The 23,581-nt window shown below is 63.6% G+C and carries 21 protein-coding genes; 10 read left to right on the top strand and 11 right to left on the bottom strand.

The genetic code is table 11. The annotated features are described in order from the left end of the window. Positions 1-43: 43 nt before the first annotated feature. From JX25_RS05025 to JX25_RS05015, 3 genes are all read right to left on the bottom strand, one after another. A complete protein-coding gene (locus tag JX25_RS05025) occupies positions 44-1,342 on the bottom strand; it encodes an outer membrane protein assembly factor BamB family protein (RefSeq protein WP_241557852.1) in 1,299 nt (432 codons plus the stop codon). 10 nt (positions 1,343-1,352) lie between these two features. Continuing rightward, positions 1,353-2,000: a hypothetical protein gene (locus JX25_RS05020; RefSeq protein WP_128253979.1), complete on the bottom strand. Its 648-nt coding sequence runs from the start codon at positions 1,998-2,000 to the stop codon at positions 1,353-1,355. Positions 2,001-2,064: 64 nt separating this feature from the next. Continuing rightward, positions 2,065-3,870: an ABCB family ABC transporter ATP-binding protein/permease gene (locus tag JX25_RS05015; protein ID WP_128253978.1), complete on the bottom strand. Its 1,806-nt coding sequence runs from the start codon at positions 3,868-3,870 to the stop codon at positions 2,065-2,067. 112 nt (positions 3,871-3,982) lie between these two features. Between JX25_RS05015 and JX25_RS05010 the strand changes: the two genes are divergently transcribed. Further along, positions 3,983-4,522, top strand: a complete 540-nt coding sequence (locus JX25_RS05010; RefSeq protein ID WP_128253977.1) for an LOG family protein — start codon at positions 3,983-3,985, stop codon at positions 4,520-4,522. Here the strand turns inward: JX25_RS05010 and JX25_RS05005 are convergent, their stop codons facing one another. The 4 genes from JX25_RS05005 to rpsB all read right to left on the bottom strand — a co-directional run bounded on the left by JX25_RS05005 (position 4,523) and on the right by rpsB (position 7,518). Next, positions 4,523-4,978 (bottom strand): host attachment family protein, encoded by a 456-nt coding sequence (locus tag JX25_RS05005; protein ID WP_128253976.1) that lies wholly within the window; start codon positions 4,976-4,978, stop codon positions 4,523-4,525. It lies immediately after the preceding gene. A 98-nt stretch (positions 4,979-5,076) separates the two neighbouring features. After that, positions 5,077-5,676, bottom strand: a complete 600-nt coding sequence (locus tag JX25_RS05000) for a superoxide dismutase (RefSeq protein ID WP_128253975.1) — start codon at positions 5,674-5,676, stop codon at positions 5,077-5,079. A 128-nt stretch (positions 5,677-5,804) separates the two neighbouring features. Further along, complete coding sequence (gene tsf / locus JX25_RS04995) at positions 5,805-6,680, bottom strand: translation elongation factor Ts (RefSeq protein ID WP_128253974.1); 876 nt, start codon at positions 6,678-6,680, stop codon at positions 5,805-5,807. A gap of 73 nt (positions 6,681-6,753) precedes the next feature. After that, positions 6,754-7,518: a 30S ribosomal protein S2 gene (gene rpsB, locus JX25_RS04990; protein ID WP_128253973.1), complete on the bottom strand. Its 765-nt coding sequence runs from the start codon at positions 7,516-7,518 to the stop codon at positions 6,754-6,756. A 177-nt stretch (positions 7,519-7,695) separates the two neighbouring features. On the opposite strand from rpsB, the gene JX25_RS04985 reads away from it, so the two are divergent. From JX25_RS04985 to JX25_RS04960, 6 genes are all read left to right on the top strand, one after another. Beyond that, positions 7,696-8,562, top strand: coding sequence for a PfkB family carbohydrate kinase (locus JX25_RS04985; protein WP_128255180.1), 867 nt, complete (start codon positions 7,696-7,698; stop codon positions 8,560-8,562). Beyond that, on the top strand, positions 8,559-9,473 hold the full coding sequence (locus tag JX25_RS04980; RefSeq protein WP_128253972.1) for a pseudouridine-5'-phosphate glycosidase: 915 nt from the start codon (positions 8,559-8,561) through the stop codon (positions 9,471-9,473). The genes JX25_RS04985 and JX25_RS04980 overlap by 4 nt, the downstream gene beginning before the upstream one ends. Positions 9,474-9,765: 292 nt before the next feature. After that, positions 9,766-11,568: an extracellular solute-binding protein gene (locus tag JX25_RS04975; RefSeq protein WP_241557851.1), complete on the top strand. Its 1,803-nt coding sequence runs from the start codon at positions 9,766-9,768 to the stop codon at positions 11,566-11,568. Between the two features lie 55 nt (positions 11,569-11,623). Then, positions 11,624-11,968: a hypothetical protein gene (locus JX25_RS04970; RefSeq protein WP_128253971.1), complete on the top strand. Its 345-nt coding sequence runs from the start codon at positions 11,624-11,626 to the stop codon at positions 11,966-11,968. A gap of 113 nt (positions 11,969-12,081) precedes the next feature. After that, positions 12,082-12,735, top strand: coding sequence for a DsbA family oxidoreductase (locus JX25_RS04965; RefSeq protein WP_128253970.1), 654 nt, complete (start codon positions 12,082-12,084; stop codon positions 12,733-12,735). Beyond that, positions 12,732-13,934, top strand: a complete 1,203-nt coding sequence (locus tag JX25_RS04960; protein WP_128253969.1) for a multidrug effflux MFS transporter — start codon at positions 12,732-12,734, stop codon at positions 13,932-13,934. The genes JX25_RS04965 and JX25_RS04960 overlap by 4 nt, the downstream gene beginning before the upstream one ends. Here JX25_RS04960 and mfd read toward each other — a convergent pair. Beyond that, the gene (gene mfd / locus JX25_RS04955; protein WP_128253968.1) at positions 13,928-17,383 is read right to left on the bottom strand and encodes a transcription-repair coupling factor; all 3,456 of its coding nucleotides are present in this window, start codon (positions 17,381-17,383) and stop codon (positions 13,928-13,930) included. The two genes, JX25_RS04960 and mfd, sit on opposite strands and share 7 nt — an antisense overlap. A 30-nt stretch (positions 17,384-17,413) precedes the next feature. Beyond that, positions 17,414-17,935, bottom strand: a complete 522-nt coding sequence (locus JX25_RS04950; protein WP_128253967.1) for a component of SufBCD complex — start codon at positions 17,933-17,935, stop codon at positions 17,414-17,416. Between the two features lie 126 nt (positions 17,936-18,061). Here JX25_RS04950 and hemB point away from each other — a divergent pair, with 126 nt between their 5' ends. From hemB to JX25_RS04935, 3 genes are all read left to right on the top strand, one after another. Beyond that, a complete protein-coding gene (gene hemB / locus JX25_RS04945) occupies positions 18,062-19,066 on the top strand; it encodes a porphobilinogen synthase (RefSeq protein ID WP_128253966.1) in 1,005 nt (334 codons plus the stop codon). A gap of 77 nt (positions 19,067-19,143) precedes the next feature. Then, a complete protein-coding gene (locus JX25_RS04940; protein WP_128253965.1) occupies positions 19,144-19,689 on the top strand; it encodes a lipid-binding SYLF domain-containing protein in 546 nt (181 codons plus the stop codon). 69 nt (positions 19,690-19,758) lie between these two features. After that, a complete protein-coding gene (locus JX25_RS04935; protein ID WP_128253964.1) occupies positions 19,759-22,221 on the top strand; it encodes a penicillin acylase family protein in 2,463 nt (820 codons plus the stop codon). On the opposite strand, the gene JX25_RS04930 is transcribed toward JX25_RS04935, so the two are convergent. Beyond that, the gene (locus tag JX25_RS04930; RefSeq protein WP_128253963.1) at positions 22,218-22,694 is read right to left on the bottom strand and encodes a dihydrofolate reductase; all 477 of its coding nucleotides are present in this window, start codon (positions 22,692-22,694) and stop codon (positions 22,218-22,220) included. The two genes, JX25_RS04935 and JX25_RS04930, sit on opposite strands and share 4 nt — an antisense overlap. After that, positions 22,694-23,578: a thymidylate synthase gene (gene thyA, locus JX25_RS04925; RefSeq protein ID WP_128253962.1), complete on the bottom strand. Its 885-nt coding sequence runs from the start codon at positions 23,576-23,578 to the stop codon at positions 22,694-22,696. Before thyA ends, JX25_RS04930 begins: the two co-directional genes overlap by 1 nt. Positions 23,579-23,581 lie beyond the last annotated feature (3 nt).

The raw sequence follows: 23,581 nt of genomic DNA, 5'->3' as shown, positions 1-23,581 counted from the left end.
GCCGCTCTCCTTCCGAAGGCCGGACGTCTACACCGCCCGCGCGTCAGCGGAAAGCGTGAATCCGTCCATCCGACGTGACAACGTATATTGCGCCGCCCGCGACGGCCGGTTGTGCAGCCGCGCCGCCCTCAAGCCCGACCTCTCCGACAAGGTTGCCATTGACCGGGTCGAAGAACCGCAGGCGTTCATCGCCCGAAGCCACAACGACCCGCCCGCCCGCGATGACGGGGCCGTAATGAGGGGTGATCGCACTCCGGCGCTTGGGGTTTTCCTTGGTGTAATAGGGCATCGGCACCGACCAGATCGTATCACCGGTGGAGGCATCAAGCCGGACCAGATGCGCCTCGTCCGAAACAAGGAACACGGAATTGCCGCCAACGGCGACCGGGCCGTAAGCCCCTTCGCGCGCCGCCCAGATGCGGGTGCCGGTGTCGCGGTTCACCGCAACCGTCTGCCCCGCCTGGTTGCCGACATAGATGGTTCGCCCGCTGACAACCGGATCGGAAGTGATATCCGGGATCAGCGCATAGCTGCGGCCCCGACGTTGCCCTGCGACGGCAGTTGTCCACTGGCGCGCACCGGACTGGCGCAGGACCGAAATGACCTCTCCCGTAGAGAATGGCAGTATCACCGAGCCACCCGCCACCGCCGGAGAGGCGGTGCCGAGCATCCCGCCAACCTCGGATGTGCCCAGAAGCGTCCAGTCCACGCGGCCCGTACCGGCATCCACGGCCCACGCGGTCCCGTCACGGGCAACGGCATAAACAGTGCCGCCTTCAACGGTGGGTGCGCCGATGGCTGCCGCGCCAAGCTTCTGGCGCCATTGCACGGCACCCGAAGCGGGATCCAGCGCAATCAGCTCGCCATAGCCGGTGGTCGCAAAAACGCGCCCCTCGCCATAAGCGATCCCGCCACCCGAGATGCTCGAACGCTCTCCCACAGGGCGCAGCGGGGTTTGCCACAGAAGCTGGCCACTGGTCGAAACCGCTGCAAGCTGCCCATCGGCATCCATCGCGAAAACGCGGTCGCCCACCGCAACCGGGGCCGCCGCGATCCGCTTGCGCCGAGAGTCGGCGGCGCCGAACTTCACGCTCCACACTTCCGACGGTTGGGCGGAAAGCTGTCCGTTGCCGGCCAGATGCTGCGCATTGCCGCCGCGATGCGTCCACGATCCGGCGGTCTGCGCAGGCAGCGAGATGGGTGCTGCCCGGTTCGCCCCGGCGCCCGTATCTTCGTAAGGGGCGCGCACATCCATCCGCTCGCCCGGCAGAACGCTCTCGCGCTGGCATCCCATCACGGCCAAAGCGGCCAGCGTTACCAGGGCTGTCGTCGCCTTCATCATGGCCGCCTCCTCAACCGGTCGTGGTGGAACCGCCAAGGGCGGTGATGACCTGCGTGATCCGCTGGCGCAGATCGGGCATGGCCTGCTGGTCGCCCAGCAACGCCTGAAGCGCCTCGATCGCCTGCTGTGTCTCGCCAGCCTCAAGATGCAGATAGGCCGCCTGCTCCATCGCCAAGGGGCGATAGGGTTGGCCGGGCGATGTCAGCGGCTGCAACAGGGCTTGACGATCCTGCACCGCAAGATCGCTGCCTGCCACGATCACCTTGCGCAGCACCGCCAGATCATGAATCACCGCCGGAAGGCTGGTATCTGCGATCACCGCATCCAGCGCGGCCAGCGTTGCCGCCTTGTCCTGGTCTGGATCAGACGCTTGCAGCAGGTTCACAAGGGCCGCACGCTCCCCTTCCACTGTCACACCATCCAGCGCGGCGCGGCGCGCTTCGGGCGTGTCCGTTTCCAGCGCCGCCAGAAGCGTGTCGCCAAACGCGCGGGAAGACGCCTGATCGTTCTGACGCTCCCACTCCACCCATGCGGCACCGCCGGCGATGCCAAGCACCACCACGACTGCGATCCAGCCATAGCGCTTCAGCGCGCCGACCATCCGCTCGCGACGCAGCTCCTCGGCCACCTCGCCCATGAAGTTGTCGGAGTTGCTCACGAAAACCGCTCCCTTGCCGTTGACCTTCGTCTTACACAGTTTCCGCGCGAAATGCCAAGACCGCTCATACCGCATGCGCCTCTTCGGCGGACTGGTGCGCCCAAAGGCGGGCATATCGTCCGCCGCGGGCCAGCAATTCCTCATGCCGGCCATCCTCCACCACGCGGCCGGCATCCATCACAAGGATGCGGTCGGCATCCGCGATGGTCGACAGGCGGTGGGCGATGGTGATCACGGTTCGGCCCTGCGACATCACGCGCAGGCTGTCCTGGATGTCCCGTTCCGTTTGCGTGTCCAGGGCCGAGGTCGCCTCGTCCAGCAGCAGGATCGGCGGGTTCTTCAGCATTGTGCGCGCAATGCCGACACGCTGCTTTTCCCCACCCGAAAGCTTCAGGCCACGCTCGCCCACGCTGGTATCGTATCCATCGGGCAGCGACAGGATGAAATCGTGGATGCGGGCGGCGCGGGCGGCGGCGAACACCTCCTCCTCGGTCGCGCCGGGGCGGCCATAGGCGATGTTATAGCGGATGGTGTCGTTGAACAGCACGGTATCCTGCGGAACGACGCCGATCTGCGCGTGAACGCTGTCCTGCGTCACATCGCGCAGGTCCTGCCCGTCGATCCGCACGGCCCCGCCCGTCACGTCATAGAACCGGAACAGAAGCCGCCCGACAGTGGATTTGCCCGCGCCGGACGGGCCGACCAATGCGATCGTCTGGCCCGGTTCCGCCTTGAAGGACAGGCCCTGAAGGATCGGGCGCGCCGGATCATAGCCGAAGAACACTTCATCGAATTCCACCCCGCCGCCATTCACGCGCAAGGCCGGCGCATCGGGTTTGTCCATGATCTCGGCCGGTTGGTTCAAAAGGCCGAACATCTGGCCCATATCGACCAGCGCCTGCCGGATTTCACGATAAACAGTGCCAAGGAAACCCAGCGGCATCGTGATCTGGATCATGTAGGCATTGACCATCACGAAATCGCCCACCGTCAGTGTGCCCGCCTGAACGCCGCGCGCAGCCATGACCATCACCGCCACAAGGCCGGTCGTGATGATCGCGCCCTGCCCCATGTTCAGCACCGACAGGCTTTGCCCGGTACGCACGGCAGCCCGTTCGTATCCCGCCATTGCTGTATCATAGCGGCTCGCCTCATGCGCCTCGGCCCCGAAATACTTGACGGTCTCGAAGTTCAGCAGGCTGTCGACGGCCTTCTGGTTGGCGTCGTTGTCCTGCTCGTTCATCTCCTGCCGGATGCGCACGCGGATCTCGGTCACCTTGAAGGTGAAGGCGACATAGGCCGCAACGGTGGCGATCACCACCAGCATGTAGACGAAGCCGAACAGAACCCAGAAAATGATCGCGACCAGCGAAAGCTCCAGGATCAGCGGCCCGATGGAAAACAGAAGGAAGCGCAGCAGGAACTCCACGCCTTTCACGCCCCGCTCCATCACGCGGCTGAGGCTGCCCGTGCGCCGCATGATGTGATAGCGTAGGCTAAGCCGGTGGATATGGGTGAACGTTTCCAGCGCCAGCGCCCGAAGCGCACGTTGGCCCACGCGCACGAACACGAAATCCCGCAATTCTTGAAACGCCACCGCCCCGAAACGGGCAAGGCCGTAAGCCAGCGTCAGCCCCACGGCGCCAAGCATCAGCATGGTGACGGCATCCGGCGCCTCGCCCCCAAGCGCATCCACCGCCGCCTTGTAGGCCAGCGGCGTGGAGACCGAGATAACCTTGGCGATGATCAGCATCGTCATCGCGATCACGACCCGGCGCTTCACCCAAGGCTTGTCCTTGGGCCACAGATAGGGCGCTACGCGGGCGATTGTCTGCCAGCCGGTGCTGGATGTCTCGGGCGTCTTTGTCATGGCGGTCTCCTGTGTCCGCCGTGATAGGGGCATGCGCCACAAATGACCAGACGGGTCACCTTGCCGTCAGGCGCCCGCTGCATGTAGAAGCGGTGTAAAACAAGGTGATCCGATGACCCATACCCTTTCCGTCTGCGTATTCTGCGGCTCCCGCAAGGGGGCGCGTCCGGCCTTCATGCAAGATGCCCATGCAACGGGCGCGATGATCGCGCGGCGCGGCTGGCGGCTGGTTTACGGGGCGGGCGACGTAGGGCTGATGGGCGAGGTAGCCCGCGGTGCGGCCTCGGGCGCGACACTGGGCGTCATCCCGCAGCACCTGATGGACCGTGAACAGGGCCGGCGCCAGGTGACGCAGTTCGTCGTCACCGACAACATGCATGTCCGCAAGAAGGTCATGTACATGAACTCGGACAAGATCGTCGTGCTTCCGGGGGGCGCAGGCTCGCTTGACGAGTTTTTCGAGGTGCTGACCTGGCGGCAGATCGGCCTGCACGACAAGCCGATCTTTGTTTTGAACACCGAGGGTTACTGGACACCCCTCATCCAGCTTCTGAATCACACCGTGGCCGAAGGGTTTGCCGATGCATCGCTTCTGGACTTCGTGACGGTAGTGGACAGCGTCGAAGCGCTGGAGGCGGCTCTGGCTGACTGATCAGTCGGCCGACAACTCCGACATCACGATCTTTTCGATCTGATCAACCGGCATCGAGGTCAGGGATTTCGGGATCTCGGCCACGATGCGATCCTGAACTTCCTTGTGAAGTTCGGGCCGGATGGCGCCAAGTGTCTGCGGTGCGGCAACCAGAACCAGCCGGTCGAACTTGCCCTTGTGCGCCTGCTTGTAAAGGATCTGCGCCAGATCCTGCGCAAAGCGTTCCTTTTCAAGCTGGTGGAAGGTCGTCTCGCCCGCCGCGCCGCCGGTACCGCCGCGCCCGTTGCCCATCAGCCCCGCCTTGTCAGTGCCTTGCTCGCGATCGGGTGGGTTGTCGTGGATTTCCAGCCGGCGCACGCGCAGAACGGGATACTGGCCATCCCCTTCGTTCCGCATGAAAAGCGCTTTCTCGCCATCGGCAACGACGACCCAAGTTCCATTCGTCAGGCGGTGCATGTCCGTCTCCTCTTGTTGCGTCGAGGGGAAACGGCGGCTGCCCGCAGATGTTCCGCAGGATAAGAAAGGCCCGCCGGATCGGCGGGCCTTTGCCGTGATCAGAGACGCGAAGCGACCGCTTCCCAGTTCACCAGCTTGTCGAGGAAGTTGGTGATATAGGCCGGACGCTTGTTGCGGAAATCGATATAGTAGCTGTGCTCCCAAACGTCGCAGCCCAGCAGCGCCGTCTGGTCGAAGCAAAGCGGGTTCACGCCGTTTTCGGTCTTGGTGATCTTCAGAGCGCCCGACGCATCCTTCACCAGCCAGGCCCAGCCGGAACCGAATTGTGCGGCACCGGCGGCTGCGAATTCTTCCTTGAACTTCTCGACCGACCCGAAGGACTCGGTCAGTGCCTTCTCCAGCTCGGACGGAAGTTTCTTTTCGCCCGGCCCCATGATTTCCCAGAACAGGTTGTGGTTCCAGTGTTGCGAGGCGTTGTTGAAAATCCCGTTCTGGGCGACAGCGCCTTGCTGATAGGTGCCTTTCACGATCTCTTCGAGGGATTTTCCCTCCCACTCGGTGCCGGCGATCAGCTTGTTGCCGTTGTCGACATAAGCCTTGTGGTGGATGTCGTGGTGGAATTCGAGCGTTTCCTTCGACATGCCCAGATCGGCAAGCGCGTCATGGGCATAGGGAAGTTCGGGAAGCGTAAAGGCCATCGGGGCTCTCCTTCTTTCGGTTCGCGAACCATAAGAAACGACGGGCACCGAAGGTCAAGGGGGGCGCCGTGCGCAAATGAAAACGCCGCCCCGGATGGAGCGGCGTTTCCGTAAGACGGGTAAGAAGATCAGCCCTTGAGAGTCTTTGCGACTTCGGCGGCGAAATCCTCTTTCTCTTTTTCGATGCCTTCGCCAACAGCCATGCGGACAAAGCCGACGACTTCAACGCCAGCATCCTTGGCAGCCTGACCAACGGTCACGTCGGGGTTCAGAACGAACTTCTGGCCCAGCAGCGTAACTTCTTCGAAGAACTTCGCCATGCGGCCAACGATCATCTTCTCGATCACGGCTTCCGGCTTGCCCGACTCGCGCGCTTGCTCGGTCAGGACGTTCTTCTCACGCTCCACCAGTGCCGGGTCCAGGTCGGCTTCCGACAGCGAGGCGGGGTTAGTCGCGGCAATGTGCATCGCGATCTGCTTGGCAATGCCGTTGTCGTTGCCTTTCACGGCAACCAGCACGCCGATGCGGCCCATGCCGTCGGCAGCAGCGGTATGGACATAGGACGCGACCGAGTCGCCTTCCACAACGGCCATGCGGCGCAGCGTCATGTTCTCGCCGATAACGGCGATGGCTTCGGTCAGAACCGTTTCCACCGTTTTGCCGTTCAGATCGGCAGCCTTCAGCGCGTCAACATCCGAAACCGTCAGCGCGGCATTCGTGATGCCAGCGACCAGCTTTTGGAAGTCGGCGTTCTTGGCAACGAAGTCGGTTTCCGAGTTCACTTCGACCGCAACGCCCTTGCCGCCCGAGACGGCAACGCCGACCAGACCTTCGGCAGCCACGCGATCCGACTTTTTGGCGGCTTTGGCCAGACCCTTGGTGCGCAGCCAGTCAACGGCGGCTTCCATGTTGCCGTCCGTTTCGGTCAGCGCCTTCTTGGCGTCCATCATGCCTGCGCCGGTCGATTCGCGCAGTTCCTTCACCATCTGTGCGGTGATTGCCATCGTGGCTCTCCTCGGTATTCGAATGGAAATCCCGACGGGTTTAATCCCGCCGGGTAACGGTCAGACGACAGGCTTACGCCTCTTCGACGGCCTCTTCCTCGGGCGCGGCTTCCAGCTCGCCAAGGTCGATGCCGGCAGCGCCCATCTGGGCAGTCATGCCGTCCAGCGCCGCACGGGCCACCAGATCGCAGTACAGGCCGATCGCGCGGGCCGCATCGTCGTTGCCCGGGATGACATAATCCACGCCCTTGGGCGAAGCGTTGGTGTCCACGATCGCAACAACCGGGATGCCCAGTTTCTGCGCTTCCAGGATGGCCAGGTCTTCCTTGTTCACGTCGATGATGAACAGAAGGTCCGGAACGCCGCCCATGTCACGGATGCCGCCCAGCGAAGCCTGCAGTTTGGCCTGCTCGCGCTCCATGTTCAGGCGCTCTTTCTTGGTGAGGCCTTCGGCGCCGGATTCCATCAGCTCGTCCAGCTGCTTCAGGCGCTGGATGGAGTTGGAAACCGTTTTCCAGTTGGTGAGCGTGCCGCCCAGCCAGCGGTGGTTCATGTAGTGCTGTGCGCAACGCTCGGCAGCGTCGGCGACCGGCTTTTGTGCCTGGCGCTTCGTGCCCACGAACAGAACGCGGCCACCCTTGGCAACGGTGTCGCGAACGACTTGCAGCGCCTTGTCCAGCATCGGGACGGTCTGCGTCAGGTCAACGATGTGGATGCCGTTGCGATCGCCATAGATGAACTCCGCCATGCGGGGGTTCCAGCGAGCGGTCTGGTGACCATAGTGAACGCCAGCTTCAAGCAGCTGACGCATCGAGAAATCGGGGAGCGCCATGTCCATTTCCTTTTCCGGTTTGCGCCTCGGCGAAGCCCTCAGGGATCTCTCCCAACCGGCGGACCTTTCGGGATGTCTCCCCGATCAGCCCAAGCCTCGCCTGTGAAGTGGCGCGCATATAACCTGCCCGTGATCCGGCCGCAACCCCTTGCGCGGGCCGCACGGCTGGCACAGAAGCAGCACATGGATATTCTTTGCATCGGTTCCGTCCTTTGGGACATCATCGGGCGTTCGCCCGCTGCCATGCGGCTCGGCTCGGACGTGCCGGGACGCATCACGCGCATCCCGGGCGGGGTCGCGATGAACATTGCCATCACGCTGCGCCGCTTCGGGCTGACCCCGGCACTGCTGACCGCCATCGGCCGCGATGCCGAAGGGGACGAGCTTGTGGCCGACTGCGCCCGGCTGGGAATGGTCACGGACTACATCTATCGGTCCGACGACCTGCCCACCGACCGCTATATGGCCGTGGAAGGCGCGAACGGGCTGATCGCCGCAATCGCCGACGCCCATTCACTTGAGGCTGCGGGCGACAAGATCCTGCGCCCCCTTTCCGGCGCGCTGGCCGGATGGAACGGGCCCATCGCGCTGGACGGCAACCTGACCGAAGGCTTGCTGAGCGAGATCGCCAGCTCTCCCCTGTTTGCCAATGCGGATCTGCGCGTGGCCCCAGCCAGCCCCGGCAAGGCCGAACGGCTGCTGCCGCTGTTGGGCTGCCCCAATGCCACGATCTATGTGAACCTTGAAGAAGCCTCGATCCTGTCGAAGGTGAATGCAAAGACCGCAGCCGAAGCGGCCGAGGCACTGCTGGCGCGCGGCGCGGCGCATGTGCTGGTCACCGATGGCGGGCGCGCCTGCGCCGAAGGGCGCGCGGGCGAAGGCGTCGTCACCGACACACCCCCGCCGGTTCTTGTCACGCGCGTGACAGGTGCGGGCGATACCTTCATGGCCGCGCATCTTGTGGCCGAACGTCGGGGCGCAAGCCGCCGCGACGCCCTGAGCGCCGCGTTGCGCACCGCCGCCGATCACGTTTCCGGAGATATCCCATGAGCCTTCCCCTGATCATCCTTCCCGAAGTTGCCGAAGCGCTTGCCGAAGGCACGCCCGTTGTCGCGCTGGAAAGCACTATCATCACCCACGGCATGCCCTTCCCCCAGAACGTGGAGATGGCCCGCGCCGTTGAGGATACGATCCGCGCCGAAGGGGCCGTGCCGGCCACCATCGCCATCATGAACGGCGCGATCTGCATCGGGCTGGATGACGAGGATCTGGATCTGCTTGGCCAGACACCCGATGCGATGAAACTGTCGCGTGCCGATCTGGCTGTTGGCATCACCTCTGGCCGCACGGGGGCCACGACGGTGGCCGCAACGATGATCTGCGCCAAGCTTGCGGGCATCGACGTTTTCGCCACCGGCGGCATCGGCGGCGTGCACCGCGGTGCAGAGACGACCTTTGACATCTCGGCCGACCTGCCGGAGCTTGGCCAGACGGCCGTCACGGTGGTTGCAGCGGGCGCAAAGGCAATCCTCGATCTGCCCAAGACGCTGGAAGTGCTTGAGACACATGGCGTTCCGGTCATCGCATATGGTCAGGATGAACTTCCCGCCTTCTGGTCGCGCCAGTCGGGGCTGAAGGCCCCCCTGCGCATGGACACGGCAACCCAGATCGCACAGGCCCACCTGATGCGCGCCACGCTTGAACTGCCGGGCGGCCAACTTGTCGCCAACCCCATTCCGGCCGAGCATGAGATCCCGCAGGCCGAGATCGCACCTGCCATCGAAGCCGCCCTGCGCGAGGCGGAACAGCAAGGCATCGCCGCCAAGGAGGTGACGCCCTTCCTGCTGGACCGCATCTTCGCGCTGACGGAAGGCCGCTCCCTTGCCTCCAACATCGAGCTTGTTCTGAACAACGCACGCCTTGCTGCGGGAATTGCGTCGGAAATCTGCCGCTTGCGTTAACCAAAAAATGGGCGCGTCTTCCCCCGCTCCGGCACCGGAAGGCGCGTGATGTCAAGAAATGTACTTGCCATGCTGCCCGACCTCGGGATACGCCCGCCACGTCGGCAAAAAAAACGCCGGCACTAAGGCCGGCGTTCAGTATGAGGCAGGTTTCATACAGGCAAGAAACCTATCGAGCAGTGAGGTCTTTATAACCTCCCGCATCCGTTTGGCCAAGTTGAAAGTTTCAGGTGAGCCGGTCTGCCACAGAAGGGGCCCGGTCACCCGGGGCAAGAAGAGGGTCAGGCGGCGCATGAAGTCACAAATCGTTAAGGTTTTGAAGGCCGCGGCAAGCTGCACCGCCTTCCTTCTGGTGGCCTCGCAGGCTGTGGCAGAAAAGTCGCACGGCATCGCGATGTATGGTGAGCCCGCCCTTTCACCAGATTTTAACCATTTGCCATATGCGAATCCGGACGCGCCGAAGGGCGGCATCATGATTACCGGCGAATCGGGGGGCTTCGACTCTCTGAACCCCTACATCGTCAAAGGGCGCGCCCCGTTCTTTCTTGGAACATGGACGGTGGAATCCCTGATGGCCCGGTCCATCGACGAGCCGTTCACGCTTTACGGGCTTCTGGCCGAAAGCGTCGAAACGGATGACGAGCGGAGCTTCGTGGAATTCACGCTGCGCCCCGAGGCCCGTTTTTCCGATGGAACGCCCGTAACCATCAAGGACGTGATCTGGTCTTTCGAGACGTTGGCCGAACAAGGCCAGCCCCGCTATGCCGGGGCGTGGCACAAGGTGCGATCGGTCGAACAGACCGGGCCCCGCTCTGTCCGCTTCGTCTTCACCGAACCTGACCGCGAAATGCCGCTGATCCTTGGCCTGCGTCCCGTGCTGAAGCGGGCGCAATGGGAAAACAAGGATTTCACCCAGTCCACGCTGGAAGCGCCCATCGGATCGGGCCCGTATCGCGTGGAAAGCTTCGTGCCCAACCGCTCCATCACCTATCGGCGAGATCCGGACTGGTGGGGCAAGGATCTGCCCTTCAACCGCGGCCTCTACAATTTCGACGAGATGCGGACGGAATTCTATGCCGATAGCAGCGTGATGTTCGAGGCGTTCAAGGCCGGCTCTCTCTCTCTCTGGCGTGAGGGGAACCCGTCGCGGTGGCTCAGCAGCTTCGATTTTCCGGCCGTGCGCAACGGCGACATCGTGCTGGAGGAGATCCCCCACCGCCGTCCGTCGGGGATGCACGGCTTCGTCATGAACACGCGCGATCCGATGTTCGACAACTGGCGCGTGCGTGAAGCGATGATCCTCGCCTTCGATTTCGGCCTGATCAACCGCATCGTCACCGGCGGGACCGAGCCGCGGATCGAAAGCTACTTCTCCAACTCCGACCTCGGGATGGAAATCGGCACCCCCGTCCCCGCGGATGAGGCCGATCTGCTGGCCCCCTATCGCGACAGCATCACCCCCGGCGCGCTTGAAGGATATGCCCTGCCACGCGACGATGCCCCTGCCCGCAGCCGGCAGCGCCGCGCCATGGCCCTGCTGCAAGAAGCCGGCTGGACGGTGGAGGATGGCGTCCTGACCAAGGGCGGCCAGCCTTTCCGCTTCGATATCCTGCTGCCGCAAAGCGCGGGGGAAACGGCTTCGGTTGCCGCGATCTATGTGCAGTCGCTGCAACGCCTCGGGATCGAGGCGCGCGTCGTTACGGTTGATGCCGCGCAATACCGCCAGCGCATCACCGATTTCGATTTCGACATGACCGAGATCGAGCGGAGCTTCTCGCTTTCCCCGGGGAACGAGCAGATGCTTTACGGGGGGTCAAGCGGCGCTGACCAGACGGGCAGTCGCAACCTCATGGGCGTTGCATCGCCCGCCGTGGATGCGATGGTGACGGCGATGGTCCGTTCGCAAACCCCGCGGGAGTTTCAAAGCGCGACCCGCGCGCTGGACCGGCTGCTGATGGCGGGGCGCTATGTCATTCCCTTCTGGTATTCGCCCGTGTCCCGCATCGCCTATCGCAGCAACCTGCGCCATCCGGACCGCCTGCCCCTTTACGGCGACTGGCCGGGGTTCGAGCCGGAAACCTGGTGGGCGGACTGAGGAACAACAGCACGCATCCTGCGTTTCCGGCAGACCAAACGAATGGAGAACCGGAATGCGCTGGAACAATGTTGAGCAAAACTGGGAGGCGTTTCAGGAGTCCCTGCTGGACACCTGGCCGGACCTTTCGGAAGAAGACCTGATCGATGTGGACGGCGACCGCGAGGCGCTGGAAGCCCGCCTGATCGAGGTGACGGGCGAAGATCCCGAAGATATCGCCCAGCAGGTTGATGAATGGCTGGAAGGCGCGGTGCCATCGGACGTGCATATGGATGAACAGCATGACAACGCCTCGATCCGCGACAGCCAGCTTTACGTGTCGCCGGGCGAGGACGCGACGGATGACGATCGCAAGTTCGGCGATGATAACGTCACCGAGGATCCGGTGCAGGGCGGCTGATGCCGTAAAAAATTCATCCTGCGGCTCTGGTCATCCGGTGGTGCCGGGCGCATAATCAATGGGTTATCCGACGGCCTGACCGCCGGATGCTACCCGACATGTCAGGATGACAGATGACTTCGGCCACGATTCCGCTGGATGTATTTTCCGATCCGGTATGCCCATGGTGCTATATCGGCAAATCCATCCTGGACCGCGCATTGGAAAGCCGGCCCGCCCATGCCTTCCGGGTGGAATGGCATCCTTTCCGCCTCAACCCCGACATCCCGTCCGAAGGCGCCAACCGCGCTGAGTGGCTGGAGGCGAAGTTTGGCGATCGTCAGAAGGCCGCCGCCATGGCGGCCCAAGTGCAGGCCGCCGCGGATGAGGCAGGCGTTCAGATGGACATCACCCGTGCCACCCGCATGCCGAACACAATCGACGCGCATCGCCTGATCCACTGGGCCGGCCTTGAAGGGGCGCAGAACCGCGTGGTGGATGCCCTGTTCCGGGCTTATTTCCGGGACGGACTGGACATCGGAAGCCACGCAGTGCTGGCTGATCTGGCAGGTGCCTGCGGGATGGATCGCGATCTTGTGGCACGGCTTCTGGCATCGGATGCCGACCGGGACGATCTTCTGGCGCGGGATCTGGATGCGCGCCAGAAAGGCGTGACGGCAGTTCCCACCTTCCTGATCGACCGGCAGTTCGTGATCCCGGGCGCGCAGCCACTGGAAACATGGCAGCGCATCATCGACGAAATCGCAGAGCAACTGGAAAGCAAATGATCGCCAAGCGCGCCCCCGGACAGGTCGAGTTCATCGCGCTGATCGCTGCGATGATGGCCACCGTTGCCTTCTCCATCGACTCGATGTTGCCGGCCCTGCCCGACATCACGGCCGAGTTGACGCCGGATGCCCCGAACCACGTTCAGCTTATCGTGACGCTGTTCATGCTGGGCATGGGGGTCGGCACGCTGATCATGGGGCCGGTTTCCGACGCGATCGGTCGCAAGGCGACGATGATCGGCTGCTCCGTGATCTATTGCCTTGGTGCGCTGATCGCGTGGATATCGGGCGATCTTGAATGGATGCTGGTGGGACGGGTCGTTCAGGGCATCGGCGCTGCGGGGCCGCGCGTGGTCGCCATCGCGATGGTGCGCGACCTTTACGTCGGCCGCGACATGGCCCGCGTCGTCAGCTTTATCATGATGGTATTCACGCTGGTTCCGGCCGTGGCCCCGATGATCGGCAGCATCATCATCAGCGCAAGCGACTGGCGCTCGTTGTTCTTCGCCTTCGTCCTGTTCTCGGTCCTTTCCACCACATGGCTGTGGATCCGCCAGCCCGAAACCCTGAAGGTTGAAAACCGCCGCGCATTGCAGGTCAGCATGCTGCGTCTTGGGCTGGTGGAGGTTCTGCGCAATCGTATCGTCATCATCTCCATGATCGTGCAGGGCCTGATCATGAGCTGCATGTTTGCGACCATTTCCTCCATCCAGCAGATCTTCGAGGTGCGCTTCGACCGGGCAGAGACCTTCCCCTACTGGTTCGCGCTGATCGCGCTGGTGGCGGGTGTGTCCAGCTTTGTGAATGCGCGCCTGGTCATGACGATCGGGATGCGGACGCTGATCACCTCGGTCATCGGGGTGCAGGTTGTCGTCTCGACTCTCATGGCGGTGACGAATGGCTTCGGCATCATGCCCGAAGGGTTCGCCTTTGCCGCGCAGGTGCTGTGGACGATGACGATGTTCGGAATGCTGGGCCTGTCCATGGGCAACCTGAACGCGCTGGCGCTTGAACCGCTTGGCCATCTGGCGGGCCTTGGCGCCTCCATCATCGGCTGCTTCTCCACCATCATGGGGGTGGTTCTGGCGACGCCCGTCGGGCAGGCATTCGACGGCACGAACGTGCCGCTGGCCACGGGTATCGCCATCTATACCGGCACTGCGCTGGTTCTGATGCGGCTGATCCCGAAGCGTCACTGACGCTTCGGTTTCACCACCTTTTCCGCCAGATCGCGTGCAAGACCGAAGGCGCCGCGGATGCGGTCCGCCTCCGTTTTCCAGTCGGCAGTGACGGCAATCTTGTTGCCAACCACCTTCGCCTCGGGTTGGGCCTTCACGAAATCGACCAGCCCCACCGGATTGGCAAACTTGTCGTTATGGAACTGGATCGTCGCACCCTTCGGCCCTGCATCCAGACGCGAGATGCCGGCCTTCTTGCACATCGCCTTGATACGGACCACCAGCATCAGGGTGTTCACCTCTTTCGGGATCTCTCCGAAGCGGTCGATCAATTCGGCGGCGAAGCCTTCCAGTTCCACCTTCGTGGTCAACCCTGACAAGCGGCGGTAAAGGCCCAGACGGATATCCAGATCGGGGATGTATTCTTCTGGGATCAGAACAGGCACACCGATGTTGATCTGGGGCGACCATTGTTCATCCGCATCCGTAAGGCCCCCGATCTCGCCCGAGCGGATCTTCTGGATCGTTTCCTCCAGCATGTTCTGGTAAAGTTCGTAGCCGACTTCCTTGATGTGGCCCGACTGCTCCTCTCCCAGAAGATTGCCTGCCCCCCGCAGGTCCAGATCGTGCGAGGCAAGGTTGAACCCTGCCCCCAGGCTGTCGAGGCTGGCAAGCAACCGCAACCGTTTCTGGGCCTGCGGGGTCAGCGGTGCACGGGGCTTTGTCGTAAGATAGCAATAGGCACGCGTCTTGGCGCGCCCCACGCGCCCGCGGATCTGGTAGAGCTGCGACAAGCCGAACATGTCGGCGCGGTGCACGATCATCGTGTTGGCTGTGGGGATATCCAGACCGGATTCAACGATCGTCGTCGCCAGCAGCACATCGTACTTGCCGTCATAAAAGGCGTTCATCCTTTCATCCAGCTCACCTGCGGCAAGTTGGCCATTGGCGATGATGAAGCTCACCTCGGGCACCTGTTCACGCAGGAACGCCTCGATCTCGGGCAGGTCCGACACGCGCGGCACAACGAAGAAGCTTTGCCCCCCGCGATAGCGTTCGCGCAAAAGCGCCTCGCGGATTGTGACGGTATCGAATTCGGATACATAGGTGCGGATGGCCAGACGGTCGACCGGCGGCGTTGCGATGATCGACAGGTCCCGCACCCCCGTCAGCGACAGTTGCAGCGTGCGCGGGATCGGCGTTGCCGTCAGCGTCAGAACGTGCACTTCGGACCGCATTTCCTTCAGGCGCTCCTTGTGGGAGACGCCGAAATGCTGCTCCTCGTCGATGACCAGCAGGCCAAGGTTCTTGATGCGCACGCCCTTGGCCAGAAGGGCATGGGTGCCGATGCAGATATCCACCGTGCCATCGGCCAGCCCAGCACGGGTTTCCGACGCCTCTTTGGCCGGAACGAAACGCGACAGCTGGCGAACCTTGAACGGAAAGCCCCGGAAGCGATCGGCGAAGCTGCGGAAATGCTGGCGGGCCAGAAGTGTGGTCGGGCAGATCACGGCAACCTGCATCCCCGCCATCGCCGCCACGAACGCAGCGCGCATCGCCACTTCGGTCTTGCCGAAGCCGACATCGCCCACCACAAGTCGGTCCATCGGCCGCCCCGCCTCCAGATCGGCCACCACGTCGGTGATGGCGGCAAGTTGGTCATCGGTTTCCTGATACGGAAAACGGGCAGAGAACGCCTCCCACATCTGGTGCGGCGCTTCAAGGATGGGTGCGTGGCGCAGGTTGCGTTCGGCGGCAATGCGCATCAACCTGTCCGCAATCTCGCGGATGCGTTCCTTCAGGCGGGCCTTCTTGGCCTGCCATGCACCGCCGCCCAGTTTGTCCAGCAGGCCGTCTTCGTGGCCGAACCGGCTTAGAAGCTCGATGTTCTCTACGGGCAGGTAAAGCTTGGCGTCCTCGGCATAAACAAGATGCAGGTAATCATGCGGCGGACCCGGCTTGTTGCGGGGCGGCTGCGGCACGCGCAGCGTTTCCAGCCCCATGTAGCGGCCGACGCCATGTTCCACATGCACGACCAGATCACCGGGGGAAAGGGTATCCACCTCGCGCAGGAAATTGTCTGATTTGCGGCGCTTCTTGGGTTTGCCGACCAGCCGGTCGCCCAGAACGTCCTGCTCTGAAATGACGGCAAGGCCGGGCGCGGTGAACCCCGCCTCCAGCGGCCAGACGATCAGGAACAGGCTGCCCTTCCCGTCCTTCACCTCGCGGAAATCCGATACATAGGTGGCACTTGCACCCTGATCTTCAAGCAGCCCCTTCAACCGCTCTCGTGCGCCTTCGGACCAGCTTGCGATCACCACCTGCCGGTCCTTGCGAAGCGCGCGGACGTGATCTGCCAGTGCGCTAAACAAACTGACATTCTCTTGCTGGCGTTCGGGGGCGAAGTTGCGCCCGATGCGCCCGTCGGCATCCAGAACCCCCGGCCCCGGTGCCTGCGCCAGCGGCGAAAGCTGCACCGTGCGATGCGGGCCCAGCACCGCCTCCCATGCCGCATTGTCCAGATACAGCGTTTCGGGCGCAACCGGCTTGTACACCGTGTCGACGCGGTTCTTCTGGCCCAGGGCCTCTCGCCGCGCGTCATACTGGTCTGCGATCCCTTCCCAGCGCGACAGGCGGGCGGGCGTGACCTGATCGTCGAGCATCACGGCAGCATCTGGGACGTAATCGAAGATCGTTTCCAGCCGGTCATGGAAGAAGGGCAGCCAATGCTCCATCCCCTGATGCTTGCGGCCGGCACTTACAGCTTCGTAAAGGGGATCGTTCGCACCACCCGCGCCGAATTCGACACGATAGTTCTGCCGGAAGCGCGTGATCGCGGCCTCGTCCAGCATTACCTCCGACACCGGGGCAAGATCCAGCGCTGCCAGCTTGTCTGTTGACCGTTGCGTATCCGGATCGAACTGCCGCAGCCCATCAAGCGTATCGCCGAACAGATCCAGGCGGACGGGCTGTGTTTCGGGCGGATAGATGTCGATGATGCCGCCGCGGATCGCGAAGTCCCCCGGCTCCGCCACCGTGGTGACGGGGGAATAGCCCATGCGTCCGAGGTAATCGCGCAACCGCTTTTCGTCGATCCGGTCCCCCACCCGGGCCGAGAAGCTGGCAGCTGCCACGGTTTCGCGCGAAGGCACCTTTTGCGTGGCCGCGTTCAGCGTGGTCAGAAGCACGAAGGCCGATGGCAGCCCCTGCGCCAATGCGGCAAGCGTGGCCATGCGCCGCGCGGCAATCAGCGGGTTCGGGGAGACGCGGTCATAGGGCAGACAATCCCAAGCCGGAAACTCCAGCACCGCCACGTCGGGCGCCATGACGGACAGGGCGGTGCGCATCGCCTCCAGCCGCTTGTCGTCGCGGGCAACGTGGATGACCGGCTGGCCGCGCGACAGCTCTTTCGCCAGAAGGCGGGCGTCATACCCTTCGGGCGCGCCGCCCAGAATGATGCGAGTGTTCATGGTCTTCCTTTATCCCGGACCGCGCGGACGTCAATGCGGTATGGAAAGGCTCAGGTTCCGCCAAGCCCCCCAAAGCACCGTAACGAAAATGGCGATGCCGCCAATGGCCTGCGTGCCCAGCCGGTGCCAGATCAGCCGGTCCACAAGGGTTGTGGCATCGGGCGCTTCGGCATCAAGGCGGCGGGCAAGGCGTTGGCGAAGCAGCTCGATCAGCAGCCACGGCAGGATCATAAGCGCCAGCGCCTGCGCCAGTTCCAGCCCCGCCAACGCCAGAAGCGTCAGCGCGGTGCCCACAAAGGCCGCCAGTGCCACATGCACCATCCGGACGCCCTGCGACGGGCGCAGCCGCCGCCGCACCTCGATCCGTGCCAGCGCCTCCGCCTCGGACGCGGCTTCGGCATCCCCTTCGCGCGCGGCCAGAACCCGGTCGAACGGCACGCCCATCACCCGCCGGTTCACCAGCGTCCAGAATGCCACCAGCGCAATCCAGAACCACAGGCTGGAAAAGGACCGCAGGCTGAGCGGCGAGAGAAGAAGTTCGTACCATTGCACGTTTGGGTGTTCCTTCCCGTTTTGCCATTGCATAGCCTTGAGGCACCGACACTTCCATGTCACGAGCTTCACAAAAACGTCCCAACCGTCATCCGCAGGCCGGAACAAGCTGAAAAGAGGACTGTCATGCGACCGATCCAGGCCCACTATCCCGCAACCCGCTTTCGCCGCAACCGCCGGACCGAGGCGCTGCGCCGGTTGACGCAGGAAAACGTACTGACCGTAAACGACCTGATTTGGCCGGTCTTCGTTCAGGATGGCAAGGATGTCGAAACGCCTGTCGCCTCCATGCCCGGCGTGTCGCGCCGGTCGATCGACCGGCTGGTTCGTGCGGTGGCCGAGGCGGCCGAACTCGGCATTCCGGCGATCTGCCTTTTTCCCTATACCGACCCCTCCCTGCGCACCGAAGCCTGCGAAGAGGCATGGAACCCCGAGAACCTGACCAACCGTGCCATCCGCGCCATCAAGGCAGAGGTGCCAGACATCGCCATCATGACGGATGTCGCGCTGGATCCCTACAGCGCGCATGGTCAGGACGGCTTGATGAAGGACGGGGTGGTGCTGAACGATGAATCCGTGGATGCGCTGGTGAAGATGGCCCTTGCGCAAGCGGACTCGGGTGCCGACATTCTTGGCCCCTCCGATATGATGGACGGGCGCATCGGCCGGATGCGGATGGCGCTGGAGAAGGCCGGCCACCATACGGTCGCGATCATGTCCTATTCGGCAAAATATGCCTCGGCCTTCTATGGTCCCTTCCGCGATGCCGTGGGGGCAAATGCCACGCTGAAGGGGGACAAGAAGACCTATCAGATGAACCCCGCTAACAGCGACGAGGCGCTGCGTCTGGTTCACCGCGACCTGACCGAAGGCGCAGACAGCGTGATGGTCAAGCCGGGTATGCCGTATCTGGATATCTGCCGCCGCGTGAAGGAAGAGTTCGGCGTGCCCACCTATGCCTATCAGGTGTCGGGGGAATACGCGATGCTTCAGGCCGCCGCGCAAAATGGCTGGCTGGACGGGGAACGCGTGATGATGGAAAGCCTGCTGGCCTTCAAACGCGCGGGCTGCGACGGCATCCTTACCTACTATGCCCCCGAAGTTGCGCGGAAACTGGCCCCTTCATACTGATGCGGATGACACCTGCGGACCGATGGGCTAGGCTGCGCCCACGGCCCGTCAAGGGTCAGGGGACAGAAGGAAAGAACATGGACCGTCGTGCGATACTTGCAGGTCTTGGCGCAACCCTTGGTCTTGCGGCCTGTGCAAATGGCATCAACAGCAACGGGGGCGCGACGATCGACGCGCGCGTCGACGTGGCACGGGATTACCTGTTTCGGCAGTTCCCCGGTACACGCGATCTTGCCGCCCGTTCTGCCGGCGTTCTGTTCATGCCGCTGATCACCGAAGCCGGTCTGGGCCTTGGCGCATCCTATGGGCGCGGTGCGCTGCGGATCAACGACGTGACGGTGGATTACTATTCGGCGGCCAAGGCATCCGTGGGTCTGCAGATCGGCGCGCAGCAATACGCCCATGCGCTGTTCTTCATGACGCCGCAGGCGCTGTCGCAATTCCGCGCCTCTTCGGGGTGGGTCGCGGGGGCGGACCTGCGTTATGCCGTGCCGGACCAAGGCGGCAGCATCGGCAAGGACACGACCGAGATCGACCCCGTCATTGCGCTGGTTTACGGCCAGTCGGGCCTGATTGCGGGCGCAACGGTGGCGGGCACGAAATACACCCGCATCATCCCCTGATGCAGGCAGATTGCGGTCATCCCGTCCTTAAGCTAGGACGCCGCCAAACGTCCTGATGCCGAGGCCCCGATGATCCGCATTTTCCGCTGGCTTCTCCGCATCTTCGCGGGCCTCGTGATCCTCGGACTGGTGGGGGTGGCGATCGGATACTGGTTCTTGTCGCGCTCCCTTCCCGATTATTCCGAGGACTTCGCCCTGCAGGGGCTTTCCGCCCCGGTAGAGATTGTCCGCAACTCCAACGATGTGCCCCATATCTTCGGGGAAACGGACGAGGACGTGTTCCGCGCCCTTGGTTTCGCCCATGCGCAGGACCGCCTTTGGCAGATGACCCTGATGCGGCGCACCGCGCAGGGCCGCCTGTCCGAGATTTTCGGCAGCCGTACCCTGCATACCGACGCGATGATGCGGCGGCTGGACCTGTACGGGCTGGCGCAAAGTTCGGTCCATGCGCAGGACGACCTCACGCGGCGCGCGCTGAAGGCTTATGCCGAAGGGGTGAATGACTGGATCCGGCAGGTGAACCTCGGGGCCCGCGGGCGCGGTGCGCCGCAGTTCTTCCTGTTCTCGAACGAAATCTCGGCATGGCAGCCGGCGGACAGCATCGCCATCCTGAAGCTGCTGGCGCTGCAGATGTCGGGCAAGGCACAAGAGGAAGTCCTGCGTGCGCGGATGTCGCTGATCCTGCCTGATGAGCGCCTGCGGGACATTCTTCCCGATGATCCCGGACAAGGCGTGATCGCCCTGCCGAAATATTCGGAGATCGCGCCCGGTGTGGTGCCCGACTATCACCCCATCCATACGGCCGAGGATCCGCTTTCGCCGTTCCGCGCACCCATCTTTGCGGGGGCGTCCAATGCATGGGCGGCGGCACCCTCACGCTCGGCGGCTGGCGGATCGCTTCTGGCGAACGATCCACACTTGGCCTTCACCGCGCCGACCATCTGGTATCTTGCACGGCTTCAGCTGTCTTCGGGCGGGGTTATCGGTGCCACTATCCCCGGCATGCCGCTTATCCTTTCAGGCAGGTCGGACCGCCTTGGCTGGGGGCTGACGACGGCCTATGTCGACGATCAGGACCTGCATATCGAGGAGGTTTCCGACGACCGGCCGGCGCAATATCGCACACCCGACGGCTGGAAGCCCTTCCGGACCGAGCGGTCGATCATCCGCATCAAGGATGCTGCCCCGGAAACCGTTACCCTGCGGTGGACGGATAATGGGCCGGTGCTGCCCGCCTCGCAATACGATGTCGGCACCGTCACGCCCCCGGGGCACGTGATGTCGCTGTCATGGACGGGACTCAGCGCCGAAGACACATCGATGACGGCCGGGCTGCGCCTGATGATGTCGGGCAGTGTGCAGGAGGCGATCGCCGAGGGGCGCCGCTTTGTCGCCCCCGCACAGAACCTGATGCTGGCCGATGCGAACGGCATCGCGCTGCAAACCGTGGGCGCAATCCCGGCGCGCGATCCGCAGATGCAGACGCAGGGACGCATGCCGACACGGGGATGGGACCCCCAGAACCGTTGGCAGGGCATCCAGCCCTATGAAACGAACCCACGCGAGGTGAACCCCGCATCGGGCATCCTTGGCAACACGAACAACAAGACGGTGGACCGGCCCTTCCCGAACCATGTCAGCTTCGACTGGGGCGACACGCAGCGTATCCAGCGGTGGCTGACGCTGATGGACGCCCGCGCCGTGCACACCCGCGACAGCTTCATCGAAGCGCAGCAGGATACCGTCAGCACGACCATGCGCAACATCCTGCCCCTTGTGGGCGCCGATCTGTGGTTCACCGGAGAGCCCGCCCCCGACGGCACGCCCGAACGGATGCGCCAGCGCGCGCTGGAAATGCTTGCCGAATGGAACGGCGAGATGAACGAGCATATGCCCGAGCCGCTGATCGCCGAGGCATGGCTGGCCGCTCTTCAGGACCGCCTGATCCGGGACGAGCTTGGACCGATGGCGAACCAGTTCAGCCATATCGATCCCGTGTTTCTTGACCGCGTGTTCCGCGATACGGACGGCGCCAGCGTCTGGTGCGATATCGTGCGGTCGGGAACATCGGAAACCTGCGCCGACATCGCCCGCATCTCGCTGGATGCGGCGCTGCTTTGGCTGTCGCAGACCTATGGCGGCAACATCGAAAGCTGGCGCTGGGGCGATGCCCACCAGGCCACACATGACGATCCGGTTCTGGGAAACATTCCCGTGCTGCGGTATCTGGTGAACATCCGCCAATCCACCTCGGGCGGGGATGACACGCTGAACCGCGGTGTGACCAAGGGCACGGGCCCGCAGCCGTTCCAGAACGTGCATGGTGCGGGGTATCGCGGCGTTTATGACTTCGCCGATCCCGACAGCTCCATCTTCATCACGTCGACGGGGCAATCGGGACATCCGCTATCGCGCTTCTATGACGATCTGGGCGGCATGTGGCGTCGTGGGGAATATATCCCGATGTCGCTGGACCCCGCGCTGGCGCGGGCGGCTGCCGTTGGCATCACCCACCTAACGCCTGCGCCTTAACGGCGCAGGTATTCCTTCAGCACACAGCGTGGGCCATCCTCACGCAGGACCAGCGGCTGTGACTGACGCCAATTGGCCGGATCGAACTCGGGAAAGAAGGCGTCGGCATCCGGCACGTCCAGGTCCACCTCGGTCAGCAGCAGGCGGTCGGCCAGTGGCAGAAGCGCGCGATAGATGCCCTGCCCGCCAATGCCGTAAATTCGCGCATGGCCTGCATCCCGTGCCATCTGCACCGCCTGCTCCACGCTTGCAGCCGTCCATTCCGCCTCCACGGCATGCGAGGTGACGACGATGTTCATCCGGCGCGGCAAGGGGCGTTTGGGCAGGCTCTCCCATGTCAGGCGGCCCATGATGATCGCGCCGCCAGCCGTTTCGCGGGCGAAAAGCGCCTGATCTTCGGGCGCTTCCCAAGGGATCGTGTTGTCCCTGCCTATGGCACCGTTGCGGGCGCGGGCAGCAATAAGTGTCAGCATCAGACAGCGACCTCTGCAGTGATTGGGGGATGGGGATCATACCCCTCCAGTTCGAAATCCTCGATCCGGTAGGCGTCGATGCTGTCGGCCTTGCGCAGCACCATGCGCGGCAGATCCCGGGGCGCGCGCGCGATCTGGGTCCGCGCCTGCTCCAGGTGGTTGAGGTAAAGGTGCACGTCGCCACCGGTCCAGACCAGCTCTCCGGGTTGCAGGCCGGCCTGCTGGGCCAGCATCAGTTGCAGCGCCGCCGCCCCCGTCAGGTTGAAGGGAAGCCCCAGCAGCAGATCGCAGGACCGCTGATACAAAAGCCCGTTCAACCGCCCGTCAGAGGTGACGTGGTACTGGTAGACCATGTGGCAGGGCGGCAGCGCCATGTTCCCGACCTCGGCCACGTTCCAGGCGTGGAACAGCATCCGGCGGCTGGCGGGATTGGTGCGCAGCGTGTCGATCAGCGTGGCGATCTGGTCATGTTCCTGCCCGTCAGGGCCGCTCCACCGCCGCCACTGCTTGCCGTAAACGGGGCCGAGGTCCCCCCACTTGGTGGCGAAATCGGCATCTGCCACGATCCGGTCCTCGAAGTCGCGCTGCGAGATGTCCTCGCCCGTTTCGCGGCGATAGGTTGCAAGCGGCCAATCGCTCCAGATGCGGACGTTCTGTTCCAGAAGCGGGCGGATGTTGGTGCCGCCGGTCAGGAACCACAGCATCTCTTTCACGGCCAGCTTCCAATAGACCCGCTTCGTGGTCAGAACCGGCACCTGCCCGCCCGACAGATCGAAGCGCAGCATCGCCCCGAACAGCGACCGCGTGCCGACACCCGTGCGGTCCACCCGTTCATCGCCCTGATCAAGAACCCGCTGCAGAAGATCAAGATATTGTTGTTCCATTTG

It is taken from the genome of Falsirhodobacter deserti (assembly GCF_004015795.1).
Classification (GTDB): domain Bacteria; phylum Pseudomonadota; class Alphaproteobacteria; order Rhodobacterales; family Rhodobacteraceae; genus Falsirhodobacter; species Falsirhodobacter deserti.
Note: the sequence above shows the minus strand (reverse complement) of the source record. Positions and strands in the feature narration are given on the sequence as shown.